Source organism: Halomonas sp. V046 (assembly GCF_052645355.1).
The window spans coordinates 161,047-177,066 of the sequence record NZ_JBQXYF010000001.1; the positions used below are offsets into that span (position 1 = coordinate 161,047).

The 16,020-nt window shown below is 66.3% G+C and carries 14 protein-coding genes; 4 read left to right on the forward strand and 10 right to left on the reverse strand.

What is annotated here, in order from left to right; translation table 11 throughout:
- Positions 1-12 precede the first annotated feature (12 nt).
- Positions 13-204 (reverse strand): hypothetical protein, encoded by a 192-nt coding sequence (locus tag ACUN9Y_RS00675; RefSeq protein WP_445458752.1) that lies wholly within the window; start codon positions 202-204, stop codon positions 13-15.
- Here ACUN9Y_RS00675 and ACUN9Y_RS00680 point away from each other — a divergent pair.
- Together ACUN9Y_RS00680 and dsbG are read left to right on the forward strand one after the other, a co-directional pair.
- Positions 203-2,017 (forward strand): sugar phosphorylase, encoded by a 1,815-nt coding sequence (locus ACUN9Y_RS00680; protein WP_445458753.1) that lies wholly within the window; start codon positions 203-205, stop codon positions 2,015-2,017. The two genes, ACUN9Y_RS00675 and ACUN9Y_RS00680, sit on opposite strands and share 2 nt — an antisense overlap.
- 476 nt (positions 2,018-2,493) lie before the next feature.
- Positions 2,494-3,303 (forward strand): thiol:disulfide interchange protein DsbG, encoded by an 810-nt coding sequence (gene dsbG / locus ACUN9Y_RS00685; RefSeq protein WP_445458754.1) that lies wholly within the window; start codon positions 2,494-2,496, stop codon positions 3,301-3,303.
- Positions 3,304-3,487: 184 nt separating this feature from the next.
- Here dsbG and ACUN9Y_RS00690 read toward each other — a convergent pair whose 3' ends face one another.
- Both ACUN9Y_RS00690 and ACUN9Y_RS00695 read right to left on the reverse strand, forming a co-directional pair.
- A complete protein-coding gene (locus tag ACUN9Y_RS00690; RefSeq protein WP_445458755.1) occupies positions 3,488-4,708 on the reverse strand; it encodes a glycosyl transferase in 1,221 nt (406 codons plus the stop codon).
- Positions 4,705-5,580 carry an HAD-IIB family hydrolase gene (locus tag ACUN9Y_RS00695; protein WP_445458756.1) on the reverse strand — a complete coding sequence of 292 codons (876 nt, stop codon included), beginning with the start codon at positions 5,578-5,580 and terminating at the stop codon, positions 4,705-4,707. Before ACUN9Y_RS00695 ends, ACUN9Y_RS00690 begins: the two co-directional genes overlap by 4 nt.
- Here ACUN9Y_RS00695 and ACUN9Y_RS00700 point away from each other — a divergent pair.
- Entirely contained in the window at positions 5,564-5,716 is a 153-nt protein-coding gene (locus ACUN9Y_RS00700; RefSeq protein ID WP_445458757.1) for a hypothetical protein, read from the forward strand. The genes ACUN9Y_RS00695 and ACUN9Y_RS00700 overlap by 17 nt on opposite strands.
- A gap of 243 nt (positions 5,717-5,959) precedes the next feature.
- Here the strand turns inward: ACUN9Y_RS00700 and glyA are convergent, their stop codons facing one another.
- The 5 genes from glyA to ACUN9Y_RS00725 form a co-directional block, all read right to left on the reverse strand.
- On the reverse strand, positions 5,960-7,225 hold the full coding sequence (gene glyA, locus ACUN9Y_RS00705; protein ID WP_445458758.1) for a serine hydroxymethyltransferase: 1,266 nt from the start codon (positions 7,223-7,225) through the stop codon (positions 5,960-5,962).
- Between the two features lie 149 nt (positions 7,226-7,374).
- A complete protein-coding gene (locus tag ACUN9Y_RS00710; RefSeq protein WP_445458759.1) occupies positions 7,375-8,751 on the reverse strand; it encodes a hypothetical protein in 1,377 nt (458 codons plus the stop codon).
- Between the two features lie 228 nt (positions 8,752-8,979).
- Positions 8,980-10,437 carry a hypothetical protein gene (locus ACUN9Y_RS00715; protein ID WP_445458760.1) on the reverse strand — a complete coding sequence of 486 codons (1,458 nt, stop codon included), beginning with the start codon at positions 10,435-10,437 and terminating at the stop codon, positions 8,980-8,982.
- Between the two features lie 203 nt (positions 10,438-10,640).
- Positions 10,641-13,214, reverse strand: coding sequence for an ABC transporter permease (locus tag ACUN9Y_RS00720; protein ID WP_445458761.1), 2,574 nt, complete (start codon positions 13,212-13,214; stop codon positions 10,641-10,643).
- Complete coding sequence (locus ACUN9Y_RS00725; protein ID WP_445458762.1) at positions 13,211-13,927, reverse strand: ABC transporter ATP-binding protein; 717 nt, start codon at positions 13,925-13,927, stop codon at positions 13,211-13,213. The genes ACUN9Y_RS00720 and ACUN9Y_RS00725 overlap by 4 nt, the downstream gene beginning before the upstream one ends.
- 190 nt (positions 13,928-14,117) lie before the next feature.
- On the opposite strand from ACUN9Y_RS00725, the gene ACUN9Y_RS00730 reads away from it, so the two are divergent.
- Positions 14,118-14,711, forward strand: a complete 594-nt coding sequence (locus ACUN9Y_RS00730; RefSeq protein ID WP_445459074.1) for an arylesterase — start codon at positions 14,118-14,120, stop codon at positions 14,709-14,711.
- Here the strand turns inward: ACUN9Y_RS00730 and ACUN9Y_RS00735 are convergent.
- On the reverse strand, positions 14,690-15,586 hold the full coding sequence (locus ACUN9Y_RS00735) for a DMT family transporter (RefSeq protein ID WP_445458763.1): 897 nt from the start codon (positions 15,584-15,586) through the stop codon (positions 14,690-14,692). The genes ACUN9Y_RS00730 and ACUN9Y_RS00735 overlap by 22 nt on opposite strands.
- Positions 15,587-15,744: 158 nt before the next feature.
- A complete protein-coding gene (locus ACUN9Y_RS00740; RefSeq protein ID WP_445458764.1) occupies positions 15,745-16,014 on the reverse strand; it encodes a SelT/SelW/SelH family protein in 270 nt (89 codons plus the stop codon).
- Positions 16,015-16,020: the final 6 nt, after the last annotated feature.

Sequence of the window (16,020 nt, forward strand, 5' to 3'; positions counted from 1 at the left end):
CCTGTCGATAGGTCACGGCAAGCGAACCTGGCACGTCTTGTGCTTGAGCTGTGCTTGAGTGGTGCTTGAGTGGGCAATCGGCCCCGTGTAGGCCTGGCCCAACACCACGACAAGGGCCTGGCGTGCCGGAGGCAACGCCACCATCGCCGCTTGGCCACGCCCGCTCCCCAGAGCCGCTTGCCCTAGCCACCGGAGAACCGCCATGGCCCGTCCTCATCCCGTGTTCCAGCCCCTGACCGAGGCCGCCTTTCAGGCCCGTGCCAAGGCCCTGATCGCGCTGCTCTACGGCGCCCGAACGGATGAGGTCATGCGTCGCCTGAATCGCCTCGTCAATGCCCATCGCACCGATTTTCCGCCCCACGACGGTGCGGCCCACCCCGAGCTCTGGAGCCAACGTGACCAATGGTTGATCCTGTACGGAGACTCGCTGCTCGAAGCGGATCGAGCGCCCTTGGCGGTGCTCGACGACTTCCTGCAATCGCGGCTCGGGGAGGTCATCAGCGGCGTCCATGTCCTGCCGTTCTTTCCCTGGAGCAGTGATGACGGCTTTTCGGTGATCCATTACCGCGAGGTCAACCCGGCCCTCGGCGACTGGAGCGACATTCGTCGCCTCGCCGGTCATCGCGATCTGATGGTCGACCTCGTGCTCAACCACGTCTCACGGGAATCGCTATGGTTCGCCGACTACCTCGGCGGCAACCTGCCCGGACGCGACTTCTTCGTCGAGATGGATCCCGCCACCGACCTGTCCGCCGTGGTCCGACCGCGCTCCTCGCCACTGCTGGTGCCTGTCTCGACCCGGCGCGGCGTTCGCCATCTGTGGGCGACCTTCTCGGAAGACCAGATCGACCTGAACTTCGCCAATCCCGACGTGCTGCTCGAGTTCGTCGGCATCCTGCTGTTCTACCTTGAGCAGGGTGCGCGAATCATTCGCCTCGACGCCATTGCCTATCTGTGGAAGCGTCCCGGAACCCCCTGCATCCACCTGCCACAGACCCACGCCATCGTGCGCCTGCTGCGGGCCCTGGTCGACCACCTGGCCCCCGGCACGCTGATCATCACCGAGACCAACGTGCCCCATGAGGAGAACATCAGCTACTTCGGCCTCGAGCGTCTCGCCGATGCCACGCAGGCGTCGTCATCGCCGCAGCCCGACGAGGCCCACCTGGTCTATCAGTTCCCGCTGCCCCCGCTGCTGCTGCATACCCTGACCAGCGGTGAGGCCGGAACTCTCGCCCGTTGGCTCGAGAGCCTGCCGGACCTGCCCCCCGGCTGCAGCTACCTGAATTTCACGGCAAGCCATGACGGTATCGGCGTCCGCCCACTGGAAGGCTGGCTCGCAAGCCATGACATCGAGGCATTGATGGCGCTGATGCAGCGTTTCGGTGGTTTCGTCAGCATGCGCAGCCGCGCCGATGGCAGCGACAGCCCCTACGAGCTCAATATCACCTGGTTCGACGCCATGAGCGGCACCCGCAAGGGGCCCGATCCGTGGCAGGTCGAACGCTTCCTGCTGAGCCAACACCTGATGCTCGCGCTCAAGGGTATACCGGCCATCTATCTGCATTGCCTGACCGCGACCCAGAACGACCACGACGGCGTGGAGCACAGCGGCCGCTTGCGCTCGATCAATCGCAAGCGCTGGCAGCGCAATGACCTCGAGGAGTTGCTGGATAGCCGCCATACCTCGACCCGGGACGTCTTCCTCGCCTTGACCCGTCGCCTGGCCATCCGCCGCGACGAACCCTGCTTTCATCCCGACGCCGGCCAGCGCGTGCTCGCCAGCCCCCCGAGCCTGCTGATCCTCGAGCGCGGCCCACTGGACGACGGTCGGCGCCTGCTGGCGATCCACAACGTCACCGACCAGCGCCAGCCCCTGGCCTTCCCCGGCATCGACAACGACGACTGGCAGGATCGCGTGGCAGGAGGCGCCTGGCAGCGCCAGGACAGCCTCGGCCCCTATCGCACGCTGTGGCTGGTCAGCCCGGGCGGTGGCAGCCACGGTGCCGTCAGCTGAGCAAGCGCGGCTGGCGAGCCCTGATGAGACGCGCCGCTGGCGCCATCAGGTAAACGGCCTTGTGGGGCGACATCGCGTTCCAGCGCCGGGCGACATCGAGGCAGGCGCCCGCCGACCTGACCTGGCCCGAACCGACCCGACCCGACCTGGCCTGACCTGGCCTGGCCCGACCCGACCTGGCCTGACCTGGGCAAATGGATCACGCAACGCCCTGTCGCCGCCGGCCCCATCGGCCATTCGCGCCCTGAGCCCGTCAGCCCTCGCAGAAAGATTCCTGTCAGACTCACGAACCCTGTGCCACGTCCCCTGTCATAGTGGCTGTGTGTTGGCGCGGCGCCAGGCACTCGGCGCCGCCGCGCGTCCGGGGCCAACCTGCCAGGCACCACCACATCGACGCCGAAACCGCTTATTGTTCGCCCTTGGCAGGGTCCGGGAATCCACCCCCCGGCCCACCAGCGCGCCCAGGAGATCGCCCCATGCCCCGTCCGCTCGATCGCGCCCCGTCGCCCCGCCTGCCTCGCACCCGCCGCCGACCGCCCCCCTGGGCCATCGCCTTCGCGGCCTTCGGCCTGGTGCCAGCCGGAGCGGCGCTGGCAGCAGGCCATCCGGCCCCTATCGAAGCCCTGGAGCGCGAAGGACTCGAGGTGTTCGGCGAGTTCGACGCCCCAGGCGACCTCACCGGCTACGCCGCCAGCCACCAGGGCCAGCCGATGACCGTGTTCGTTACCGCCGATGGCCAGCACGCCATCGTCGGCAACCTGATCGATGGCGAAGCCAATAACCTGTCGACGGCGCCGCTGGAGCGTCTGGTCCAGGGCCCCCAGGATGCGCGTACCTGGCAGGAGCTTGGCGACAGCGCCTGGATCGCCGATGGCGACGCCGACGCCGAACGCATCGTCTACGTGTTCACCGACCCCAACTGCCCCTACTGTCGTCGACTGTGGCAGGAGAGCCGCCCCTGGGTGGAGGCCGGCCGCGTCCAGCTGCGCCACGTCATGGTCGGTATCCTCGATCCGCAGAGCCCCCGCCAAGCGATCTCCATGCTCGCCGCCGACGACCCTTCGGCGGTACTCGCAGCCCACGAGTCCGGGACGCCTGTCACGGTGATGGACAAGCTACCCCGCCACCTCGAGGAACAGTTGCAGGGCAATCATCAGCTATTTCGCGGCTTCGGCATGATCGCGACTCCCGGTGTGGTCTATCGCCGCGATGGCCAGCTCGAGATGACCCAGGGCCTGCCCGAGCCTGACCAGCTCGATGTGATCATGGGCTCTCCGCGCCCCTGAGCGTTGCCTCCCTGTTGAGCGCCCTTGCGAGCGTGGCATCGTTGCGCGCTTGCACCTCCGGTCGACGAGAGCGTTCGTCGACCGGAGGTGCAAGGGCCCAATACCGCTATCGCGAGTCACCACGAGCCTTCGCCGCCGGCACCACACGCCTCCCATCACGTCACGTCACGTCAGGCGCCGGGCGTCAGACGTCGCCGGTGTTATCCGCTTCAACGGCGGCATGCAGCCGCTCGGGAAGATCCGGCACCGCGGCCCTGACCCGATTCCAGCTCGGGATGAAGGGCTTTTCCCTGGGGTTGTCGAGAAAGGCATTGCCGGCTTCGATCAGGTTGGTCGCAAACAGCTCGACGGCCTGCTCCTCGGCATGTCGATCCAAGGACAGCCCATTCATTACCGCGTCATGGTCATAGGCCTCGATCAGGTCCAGGGCCAGCCGATAGTACGTCGCCTTGAGGGTGCGAAAGCCCTCGGCTGAAAACTCGACCCCCTGGGTCGCAAGCTTGCGGTACAAGGCCTTGGCAATATCCAGGCTCATGCGATTGAGGCCGGTCGCCGCGTCATCCGCAGACACCGGCTGATGCTTGTGGTCGTAGGCGTCGGCGATGTCCACCTGGCAAAGACGGTTGGTGGAGTGATCACGATGAACCTCCGACAGCACGCCGATCTCGAGTCCCCAGTCGGCGGGAATACGGATGCCGTCCAGCACCTCGGTGCGCATGGAGAACTCCCCGGACAAGGGGTAGCGATAGCTGTCCAGGTAGTCGAGATAAGGCAAGGGGCCATGGATCATCTTCAGCGCCCTGAGCAGCGGCGTGACCATCAGCCGTGACACCCGGCCATTGAGCTTGCCCTCGGCAATGCGCGGGTAGTAGCCCTTGCAGAAGGCGTAGTTGAAACGCGGATGGGCCACCGGGTACATCAAGCGCGCCAGCAACCCGCGGTCATAGGTCAGGATGTCGCAATCGTGCAGCGCCACCGCGGCGGTACGCCCCGAGGCCTGGACGTAGCCCGCGCAGTACCAGACGTTGCGTCCTTTGCCCGGCTGCTGGGGTGACAGGCCCAAGGCGCCCAACTCCTCGTCGAGGGCGCTAAGACGGGGGCCGTCATTCCACAGGATGCGGTGATGCTGCGGCAGGCGAGCGAAGAACTCCCGGGCGTAGCGAAACTGATCGCGATCGGCACGATCCAGCCCGATCACGATTTCCGACAGATACGGCACCTTGGCCAACGCCTCGATGATAGGATCCAGCGCCTCGCCCTCGAGCTCGGAGAACAGTGACGGCAGAATCAGCCCGAGGGGCCTGCGCCGGGAGAATCGAACAAGATCGGCTTCGAGCTCCTCCAGCGGGCGCCGGGTCAGATTATGAAAGTCGGTGATGATCCCATTCTGGTGAAAGTCGCTCATGCCTCGCTCTCCCTTGGCTCCCTTGGCTCCCTTCCCTCCCTGGCCGCCGGCTCGCCCCAGCAATGGGCAAGCCCCTCGGCCCAGCCGCGAGGACCACTGGCCTGGCTGCGATAGAGCGCCGCCTGGCGCGGTTGCACCGTGAGTCGATGCTCGCCACGAATCACCACAGCCTGATCGACGGCCTCCAGCATGCCGATGTCGTTGGGGCCATCGCCGAGGGCCAGGGTCGCGGGCGCCGTCCCGCGCAACGCTTCGAAGCGCCCTACCAGCCATGTCACGGCCCTGCCCTTGTCCACGTCGCCCAGCACGTGCCAGAAGCGCCCGCCCTGGGTCATACGCAACCCATCCCCAGCGAGCCCATCACGAAAACGCTCGAGAAGCGCCTCGTCGGCTTCCCACACCAAAGGCTCACTGCCTTCGCGCAGACGAGCCAGGCGGGCCTGTTGATCATCGAGACCGGTGAAGGCCACCACGTCTTCCAGCGCCATCTCGCTCATGGTCAGAAACGACGTCGACAGGCGTTCGCGCCAGATGCCGATGCGTCGTCGAATCAGACCGATATCGACCCCCAGGGTCTTGATCACCAGCCCGTCAGGGCCCGGTGACTCGCGCTTGGCATGACACCAGGAGGGCGGCAGTGCGATTACCGCACCGTTCTCGGCAATGAAGGGCGTATCGCCGAGTCCCAGCTCCAGGCGCAGAGGCAGCAGTTCGCTGCGGGTCTTGCTGGTCACCGGCACAACGGCGACTCCGGCCGCCTTGAGCGTCGTCAGCCAAGCCGCCGCCGGTGCCCAGTCGTAGCTATCGTGATCGAGGAGCGACCCGTCCAGGTCGGTGAATACCAGGCGTGGCCGAGTGCAGGGACGCAGCACCGCCGCCACACCCGTGGATGGCGAAGTGGATGGCGAAGCGGATGGCGAAGTGGGCGCCGATGACGGCGGCGACGAAGAAGCGGAACAAGACGGCATGGCGAAACCTGCTGACATCGCGGGGAATACGTCGATGTAGCAGGCACCGTGCCAGTCGGGCGAAAACTGAAGGGCTTACAAGCACTCCCGGCATGACGCCACGGCCAGATGAGGCCGCCAACACCACCTGCACCGAGAACAAACACCAACGCCTCATTCTGGCGCACCAAAATGAGGCGTTGGCTTAGGCCCGAAGGCCGAGGCTACACGTTAAACGCGCCTCTCACCGCTGCGACCCGACGACGCGCGCCTTCAACCGCCAGCGGCACGCCGCCAGCCAGGCTTATCGATACACCGGCAGTCGCGCGCAGACGGTTTCGACCTTGGCCTTGACGTCGGCCTCGACGGCGCCGGTGTCTTCACCCTTAGCCATCGCGTCCAGGATGTCGCAGATCCAACCGGCCAGTTCGCTGCATTCGCCCTCACCGAAGCCACGAGTGGTCACGGCAGGCGTGCCGATACGCAGGCCAGAGGTGACGAACGGGCTCTGGGGATCCCCCGGCACGGCATTCTTGTTGACGGTGATGTGAGCACGGCCAAGGGCGGCGTCCGCGTCCTTGCCGGTCAGGCCCTGCTTGATCAGCGACAGCAGGAACAGATGATCTTCGGTGCCGCCGGAAACGATATCGAAACCGCGTTCGATGAACACCGATGCCATCGCCTTGGCATTCTTGACGACCTGCTGCTGATAGGTCTTGAAGCCGGGTTCCATGGCTTCCTTGAAGCAGATCGCCTTGGCCGCGATGACATGCTCCAACGGACCACCCTGGCCGCCTGGGAAGACCGCAGACTGCAGCTTCTTCTCGATGTCGGCGTCGTTTTCAGACGACAGGATCAAGCCGCCACGCGGGCCGCGCAGGGTCTTGTGGGTAGTCGTGGTGACCACGTGGGCATGGGGCAGCGGCGTCGGATAGACACCCGCGGCAACCAGACCGGCAACGTGGGCCATGTCGACCAGCAAGTAGGCGCCCACGTCATCGGCGATCTCACGGAACTTGGCCCAGTCGATGATCTGGGAATAGGCCGAGAAGCCGGCGATGATCATCTTCGGCTTATGCTCGCGGGCGAGCTTGGCGACCTCGTTATAGTCGATACGGCCCGACTCGTCGATGCCGTACTGCACGGCATTGTAGTGCTTGCCGGAGAAGTTCGGGCGGGCACCGTGGGTCAGGTGGCCACCGGCGTCGAGGCTCATGCCAAGCACGGTATCGCCGGGCTTGACCAGCGCCTGAAACACCGCACCGTTGGCCTGGGAGCCGGAGTGAGGCTGCACGTTGGCGTAGGTCGCGCCGAACAGTGCCTTGGCATAGTCGATGGCCAGCTGCTCGACCACGTCGACATGCTCGCAGCCGCCATAGTAGCGCTTGCCGGGATAGCCTTCCGCGTACTTGTTGGTCAGCTGGCTGCCCTGGGCCTCCATGACCCGCGGGCTGGCGTAGTTCTCGGAGGCAATCAGCTCGATATGGGCCTCCTGACGCGCGACTTCCTTGTGCATCGCATCGAACAGGGCATCATCGAAACCGGCAATCTGCATATCACGACTGAACATCGGCGGCATAACCTCGCAACTGGGGGGAACGTCGGGGGTAAAGAGAGGGCGCCATCATAGCGCAGCCCATGAAGGCTTTCACATGAAAGACCGTCATGGGCTGTCGCATCATTTCTCATGTTGGCTTAAGCCAGATTGAAACGTCGGCCTTACTCGACGTCGACCTGCATGGACAGCGCCTCGGGCAAACCGAGCGGATCCTGGGCGAGCTTCTGGAACTCGGCACTGGGCGGCAGGTTCACGTGCACGGACATCTCGCTGGCCTCGCCGGCCATCATGCTGACGATGCCAGACAGCACCTCACCGATCTTCGGCCCCATCATGATGCCGAAGCCTTCGGCCTGGGTGCGCGCCTGCTCGAGAAACTCGCCTTCGGACATCCCTTGAGTCGCGGCCACGACCGGCGCGATACGCGCGAAGACACCCAGGTCGCTCAGCGTGGTAGACAACTCGCCCCCCAGGGTATTCAGCTCGGTCCAGTCGTCGATGCCGGCGAAGTACTCGGCCGGATCCTGGCCCTTGGGCAGTTGCACCGGCACATCGGAATCGAAGGCGAAGCGGAAGGCGTCGGCGGCGGTCATCGAAAAACGGCTGCCCATCTGTCCGTTGGCCCCATCGGCCTCCCAGGTGCCATCCATGTCGGCATCGAGGCTCAGTTGGCCACTGCCGCCGGTCAACACATTGCTGACCAGGCGCAGGTTGGTGCGCTCCTCTGCCGGCGCAAGCTCAATCATCTTGGCCAGGTCCAGGTTCAACGCTTCCATCGAGCCACTGTACTCGCCGTCTTCCATGTTGCCGTCGGCCACCAGATGGCCCAGGGTCGCCACCAGTTTTTCGGTCGCGATATCCAGGTCGGAGAACTCCAGTGCGTCCATGGTCGGCGAGTCGGTATCCATCCCCGTCAGCCCGGAGAGGCTCAGGCTCGGCAGCGAGAAGGTGCCGGCGCCCAGGTCACCGAGGTTGTCGCCGCTGCCGGTCAGCCCGCTCAGCGTCAGACTGCCGATGGCCTCATCGCTCAGATCAGTGGCACTGAGGCTCTGCAATTCGATACGCCCGCCCTCGACCCCAAAGGGCAAATCGCTGTTGGCCATGCCGGCGACCTGATCCAGCACCAGGCCCTCGAGGCTGAGCCCCTCTAGCGGGTTCTCGACGCTGTAGGACAGGTCGCCGAGATCCAGCACAGCCTGGCCGGGGGAGTCGAATACCAGCCGCTCGACCTTGACGTTGGTGCCCTCCTCGATCATCGACACTCCCTCGAGAATCACCTCATCGGGATCGTCGTAATCGCCTTCCACGATATAGCGCGCGACGGTCATTTTCTCGCCCGCCGTCCCGCTGAAACTCAACTCCTCGGCGGTGGTGCTCCCCCCCAGCAAGGCGTCCGAAACATCACCGATGGTCAGCTCGCCTTCCCCCGCCAGCGCCCCACGCAAATCGGCTTCGAGTTGCTCGGCATCGGCATGGGCCAGCCCCGGAAGCAGCGAAAGCCCGAGTGCAGCCATCGCCGTACGTGTCGTGATTGTCATGATTCCTCTCACCTCCCTGGTGAATGTTGGATCCGGCCTGCGCCGAACATCCTGCCGGCTCGACATCATCAGTCCGAGCCAAGCCCTGTTGACTAGGGTCCCAAGCATGTCACAGCGCAACGTCGCGGCACAGACTCTAAGCGACTCGCTCGCACTCCGGTCGGCCGAACCGCCCGCTAGTCCCTCGGTCGACCGGCCTGTCAGCGGCCTCGACAGTTATGTGCTAATTCAGGATAGCGGCAAGCGTGCCGCCAGTCGCCGGCTGATCTCCTCGAGCACCATCAGTCGCGCGCGACGCTTGTCGTTGGCATCGATCAGCGTCCACTCGGCGGCGTCGGTGTGGGTCTGCGCGAACATCTCATCGATGGCCTCACGGTAGTCATCCCAGCGCTCGCGGTTGCGCCAGTCCTCATCGGTCAACTTGTGGCGCTTGTAGGGCGTCTCGGCGCGGGATTCGAAGCGCTTGAGCTGTTCGTCCTTGTCGATGGCCAGAAACAGCTTCACCACCACCGCGCCATGGGCCAGCAAGCCCCCCTCGAAGTGACGGATCTCGGCGTAGCCGCGACGCCAGTCGCTCTCCGCAGCGAACGCTTCCACGCGCTCGACGAGTACTCGGCCGTACCAGGAACGATCGAACACGGCGACTCGGCCATCGCGGGGAAGACGCTGCCAGAAACGCCACTGCCAAGGGTATCGAGCTTCTTCATCGCTGGGGGCGGCTATCTGATGAACCCGGTAGACTCGGGCATCGAGAGCCGAGGTCAGGCGGTGGATACTGCCGCCCTTGCCCGCCGCGTCATGGCCTTCGAATACCACCACCAGGGGGATGCCCTGATGAACGGCGGCCCGAGCCAGGCCCGCGAGGCGGGCCTGAGCATCGGCCAGGCGCTGGCGATATTCGGCTTTCTTGAGCCGCTTGGCGGTGGGGCGAGACCTCGGCAGGCTCGGCGCCTTGGTGGACCGCGGGGTAACGGGTCGACTCACACCACAGGAGGCGGCCGTGGCGGGTAGCTCCTGGAACGAGGCCACGCTGGCCTTGCGGCCCTCGAGCAGGGCGATCAAGCCGTCGGCCACCGGGGTCAGCAGGTCGCGCCCCGGATCACCGCCAAGACACACCCACGGGCTCGCCACGCTGTCGGTGTGATGACGCAGCTCCCGGGCCAGGCGGTCGATCACGCCGTGCTGGCTATGGCGTCGCCACTTGTCGTCACTGACCTGCCAACGGGTGGCGGGATCACGAGACAAGGCCTCGAGGTGGTCGCGCTGAACGTCGGCGTCGATCTCAAGCCACAGCTTGATCAGCCGAACGCCATCGGCGGCAAGTTCGGCCTCGAAGGCGCAGATCTCGGCCAACCGGTCACGCCAGGCGCCATCGCCCAGGCGCCGCTCGGCGCGAGCCATCAGCGCGTCGCCCACCCAGCCATGGACGAAGATGCCCATCCGCCCTTTCGCCGGCAGGCGCCGCCAGTAGCGCCACCAGTAAGGACGACACCTTTCTGCGTCACCAGGCACCAGCGCATGGACCTCGGTCAGGCGGTTCTCCAGCCAGTGATTGAGGCGGTTGATCAGCTCACCCTTGCCGGTGCCCGCGTGGCCTGCCACCAGCAGGACCACCGACTGGTCGGCTTCCTCGGCCAGTGCCAGTTGCGCCGTCAGCAGCCGGTAGCGCCGCTCGTCTTCGGTCATCTTCGCTTCTCCTGTGCCCTTCTGAAGCCCGTGGCCACCCTGGCAACGCGTCGCGTCCGTGCCTCACAGCACGCGTCCAGGACTCGGGACACCTTGACCTGCATTGTCGGCGCCGACCAGTCCGGCACTAGGCTCGATCGAGCGGCTCGGCCACCACAGCGGCGATACCCGGGCCCGGCCGGCGTCACGGGACGCCGACGCCGCTAGGCTTCTCCCAACAGGCCAAGGCTCGCCGCCGGCGCCTGGCGGCGAAGGCCTCGCGACAAGCCATGACCCACTAGCCCCAGCAGTAGCGCCGCGGCAGTCGGCAACAGTAGCCATAGCGAGGGGTGCAGCCGCGCCGGCAGGTCCAGCCAGGCCAGGTACAGTGCCGCCGTGGCGAGCTCGGCCAACAGCGCCGCCAGCAGGCCGCTGGCGAAACCCAGCACGGCAAACTCCGCCCACTGAATACGCGACATCAGGCGATTGCCGGCGCCAAACACCCGCAACAGCCCGCTCTCGTGGGCACGCACCGGCTGGCTCGCGATCAGCGCGGCATAAAGCACGCTGACGCCGGCCAGCAAGACGAACACCAGCACCAGCTCCACCGCTCGGGTGACTTGGCCCAGCACGTCTCGGACCTGACCCAGCAGGGCCTCGACATCCAGCAGCGTGACACCAGGAAACTGGCTCACCAGCTCACCGAGACGCGAACGCCCGTCCGGATCCAGGTAGAAGGCGGTAATGAAGCTGTGGCCGTAGCGCTCCAGCACCCCAGACGGAAAGATCACGTAGAAGTTGGGCCGGAAGCTCTCCCAATCCAGGTCGCGCAGGCTAGTGATGGTGGCTGTGAGCTCGTCGGCTCCGATGGTGAATGTCAGCCGATCACCAAGCGCGAGCCCGAGGCGCTCGGCCAACTCTCGCTCCAGGGAGATCGGCGGCGACGCATCGGCATCGATGGTGGCATACAGGCCACCGGCCTCGGCGGCCTGAGCGAACCACTCCCCGGCCACCACACGATTACCGCTCGGCAGCGTGTCGCGCCAGGTCAAGTTGAGCTCGCGGCGCAGCGCATTGGCTCCGCGGGCCTCCTGCGGCACCGCCTCGCGCGGTGGTTCTCCGTTGATCGCCGTGATTCGTCCTCGGACCATGGGATAGAGCGCGCTGCGAGCCTCGGCGATTTCCGTCAGACGGTTCTCGAAGGCATCACGCTCGCCTGGCTGGATATTGATCGCGAAGTGATTCGGCGTGTCCTCGGGCAACTGGGCCTGCCAGGTCGTCAGCAGGTCGCCGCGCACCAGGGTGATCATGGCCATGGCAAAAAAGGTGACGGCAAAGGCCAGTAGCTGCCCCAGACTCGCACTGCGGCGCCTGGCAAGCTGGCGTGAGCCGAGCGCGAGGGCGTTGCGCCAGCCCTGGGGGTCGCCACCCGCCAGGCGGGCGGCCAGTCGCAGCACGGCGTCCAGTATCAGGCCGCCGAGCCACCACAGCGCCGCCAGGGCGACCAGCCCGCCCAGCAGCAGGCCGACGGCGAGCCACAGATCGCCCGAATACAGCCACATCAGGGCGCCGAAAGACGCCGTCGCCACCGCTATCATCAGCCACCCCGAGGCCGGCAACGGGTCCAACTCGCGGCGCAGCACCTTGAGCGCCTGAACGCGTTTAAGCCGCAACAGGCTAGGGCCGGCGAAGCCGCCCAGCACCGCCAGCGCGGTGAGAATGCCGAGCCACAGGGGCAGCCATCCGGGCGCCGGCAACTCGAGCGGCAGAAAACGGGCCATCACAGCCAGCAGCAGCGCTTGACCGACGAGGCCGAGCACGGCGCCGATGATCGATGCCACCACCGCGATCGCCGCCAATTGCAGGCCAAACACCCGCAACAGCGTCGCCTGGGAGGCACCGAAACAGCGCATCAGCGCGGCGGTATCCAGGTGGCGCTCGACGTAGCGTCGCGTGGCCATGGCCACCGCCACGCCGGCCAATAGCACGGCCACCAGCCCGGCCAGGCTCAGGTAGGTCTCGGCACGTTCCAGGGCGCTGCCGAGACGGGGGCGGTCGCGGCGTACATCGCGCACTTCCACCCCGTCACTGCGCAACCCATCGACCAGTGGCGTCACCGCCTCGACGGCCGCTGGCGGCCCCGCGGCCAGGATCTCGAACTCGACCCGGGAGCCCGGCTGGATCAGCCCGGTGGCCGGTAGGTCCTCGACGTGCATCATGACCCTTGGGTTGAAGCTGCCAAAGCCCGCCGACTGGTCGGCCTCGCGCTCGATCCAGGCGCCGACGGTAAACTCCCCCGCCCCGAGCGTCAGCACATCGCCAAGCGCAATATCGAGCAGGCGCGCCAGGCGTGGGGCGAGCCACACCTCACCGGGCGGGGGCCCCGCGGGGACCGCTTCGGTGCCTGTGCCGCGATCGATGCGCGACGCACCGTAGTGCGGGTAGGCGTCGTCCACCGCCTTGATGCTGACCGGCTGAAAGGCGCCGTCACGGCTCGCCATGGAGACCAGATCGACCTGATCGCTGAGACGCATGCCCGCCTGCTCGAGCTGCTGACGCAAGCTGGACCCGAAGGGCTCGGACTGCTCGAGTACCAGGTCGCCACCAAGCATCTGCGTGGCCTGGCGGGTCAGGCCACGCTCCAGGCGGTCGAGAAAGAAGCCCATCATGGTCGAAGCCGCCACCGCCAGTGTCAGCGCGATCACCAGCGCCCGCACATCGCCGGCCCGCAGGTCACGTCTCAGGCTACGTGTGGCGAGCATCAGGTTGGCTCGCCAGGACGATACGGCCAGGCTCATGCGCCCACCTCCTCGGCGCTCATCGGCGCCAGGCCTCCCTCGGTCAAGCGCAGACAGCGATCACAGCGTCGCGCCAGGGCGTGATCGTGGGTCACCAGCACCAGTGTCGTGCCCTCGGAACGGTTGAGGTCGAACAGGGTCTGAATGATGCGCTCGCCGGTATCGGGGTCGAGATTACCGGTGGGCTCATCGGCAAACACGAGCTCAGGAGCGGTGACGAAGGCTCGGGCCAGGGCGACACGCTGCTGCTCGCCACCGGAGAGTTGCTTGGGCAAGTGATCGAAGCGTTCGCCGAGCCCGACCCGGGTCAGCCAGTCCCTGGCGCGCTGGGTCTGGCCGGTGAGGGTCGACACCTCCATCGGCAGCAGCACGTTCTCCAGGGCGGTCAGGGTCGGCAGGAGCTGAAAATTCTGAAAGACGAAACCGACCCGGCCGCTGCGAAGGGCCGCGCGGCCATCCTCGTCCAGCGCCGCCAGGGATTGGCCAAACAGCCTGAGTTCGCCCTCGCTGGGCGCATCCAGGCCCGCGAGCAATCCCAGCAAGGTAGACTTGCCGGCGCCGCTCTGGCCGAGGATGGCGACACTCTCGCCAGGGTATACGGCAAGCTCCAGCTCGCTCAGGATAACGAGTTCACGGCTGCCGCTAGCGACCCGCTTGCCAAGCCCGTGGGCATGAAGAATCGGTGCAGATGAGCATTCAGGAGGCATTGGCATGACAGACGATTTCCCTGGCAGGTGGATCAAGCGACACGGTAGGGGCGGCCGACGCATCGGGTTGGTCATGTGGATCGCCCTGTTGCTGGGCGGTTTCTCCGGCATGGCGTTGGCACAAGCGGACGCCCAGGCCTCGGCCCCGGTGAACCGCCAGGCCCCGAGCAACGACTCGACGCCCGTCGTGCTGGTGATGGGAGATAGCCTGAGCGCGGCCTACGGCATCGAGCGCGACGCCGGTTGGGTTAGCCTGCTCGCCGATCGACTCGACGACAAGGCCCGAGTGGTCAACGCCAGCATCAGTGGCGAGACCACCAGCGGCGGCGCGACGCGGCTCCCTGAGCTACTCCGACAGCACGCCCCGGACATCGTTCTGCTTGAGCTCGGCGGCAACGATGGCCTGCGTGGACTGCCGCCCACACAGATGCAAGCCAACCTGAACGCCATGATCGAGGCGAGCCAGGCGACGGGCGCCCGGGTCCTGATGCTCGGCATCGACATCCCGCCCAACTACGGCCCCGCCTATCGCGAAGCCTTCACCGGTGTCTTCGACACCCTGGCCGAGCGCCACGACGTGCCGATGGTGCCCTTTCTTCTGGAAGGCGTCGCCCTGGATCCGGCGCTGATGCAGGACGATGGCATCCACCCCACCGCCGAGGCCCAGCCGCGCCTGCTCGACAACGTCTGGCCGCGGCTCGAGCCGCTGCTGAACGCCCCCCGGGCCGAGGCTGCTCACACCACCAGCCCGGGCGCCGCCGCGGTGCCTCAGCGGGCCGCCTCATCCTGAGGCGGCGGCGCCGTCTGCCACTGCTGCAGGCCAAGCCCGGCGAGGATCAATGCCAAGCCAACCAGGGTCGAGAGGAGTATCGGCTCGCCGACCACCAGATACAGCAACATCAGCGAGATCGGCGGCGAGAGGAAAATCAGGATCGACACCTTGGCCGTGCGCGACACTCGCTGCACGGCCAACTGCCACAGCACGAAGGCAATCCCCATCTCGAAGAGCCCGACATAGACACCCGCCCCCAGCGCCACGCCGCCGTGCCATTGGAAGCCCGGCCCGAACAGCAGCAAGGCCGTCAACACCGGTACGCCGACGCTGAAGTTCTGCCACTGGGCAACCATCGGCGAGCGCCGGTCACGGGCATTGAGGAGCCAGTAAAGAGCCCAGATCAGTGTCGAGACCAGCGCCAGACCAACGCCGAGAGGATCGGCGAAGGCCACCTCGAAGACCTTCCCTCGGGTGGCGATCACCCACACCCCCGCGTAAGCCACCAACCCGGCCACGATGTCCATGCGCGTCAAGCGCTGCCCCAGGATCGGCACCGCCAACAGGGCCATGGCCAACGCCCAGGTGTAATTCAGCGCCATGGCCTCCTGGCCCGGCAGGCGATCATAGGCCGCGAACAGCACCAGATAGTACGCCACCGGGTTCATCAACCCGGCCCACAACGCCGTGGACCACCCCCGACGCAGCGCCTCGCTCACCTGGCCGCGCTGTACCACCAGCGCCCCCATCAGTACCCAGGACACCAGCGCCGCGATCCACATCAGTTCCAGTGGGCTCATATGGCTCAGCGCCACCTTGAAGGCGGTGGCCACGGTGGACCATAGCGCCACCGCCCCAAGACCGAAGGCCATGGCCTGTCTATCGGTATTCATCTCACATCCTTGTGCTGGAATGGGTGCGGGGGAGCGAACCGACATTCGCCGGATGCCGCAGGCGGGCTCCAGCGGCGGGTCGGATCAAGTCGCCTGGCGGCAGGCAGGGAGCGCCAGGGAGTGCTTGCCTTGTGAAGGCTTTTGCCGCGAGTGCGCGCTCAACGATCCACGTGGCCGAGATCGCGCTGGGGCTCGACGCGGTCGCGGACGCGCTGTTTCAGCGTCTTGACGTCCGGAAAGCCTCCGTCCTGCTTGCGCTCCCAGATCACTTCGCCATCGATGAGAATCTCGAAACGCCCGCCCTGGGAGGGGACCAGGGAGACCTCCTCGAGGGTCTCGCCGAAGGTCGAGAGCAACTCTTGAGCGTACCAGCCGCTGCGCAGCAACCATTGGCATTGGGTACAGTAGACAATTCGTACGCGTGACACCGTCAA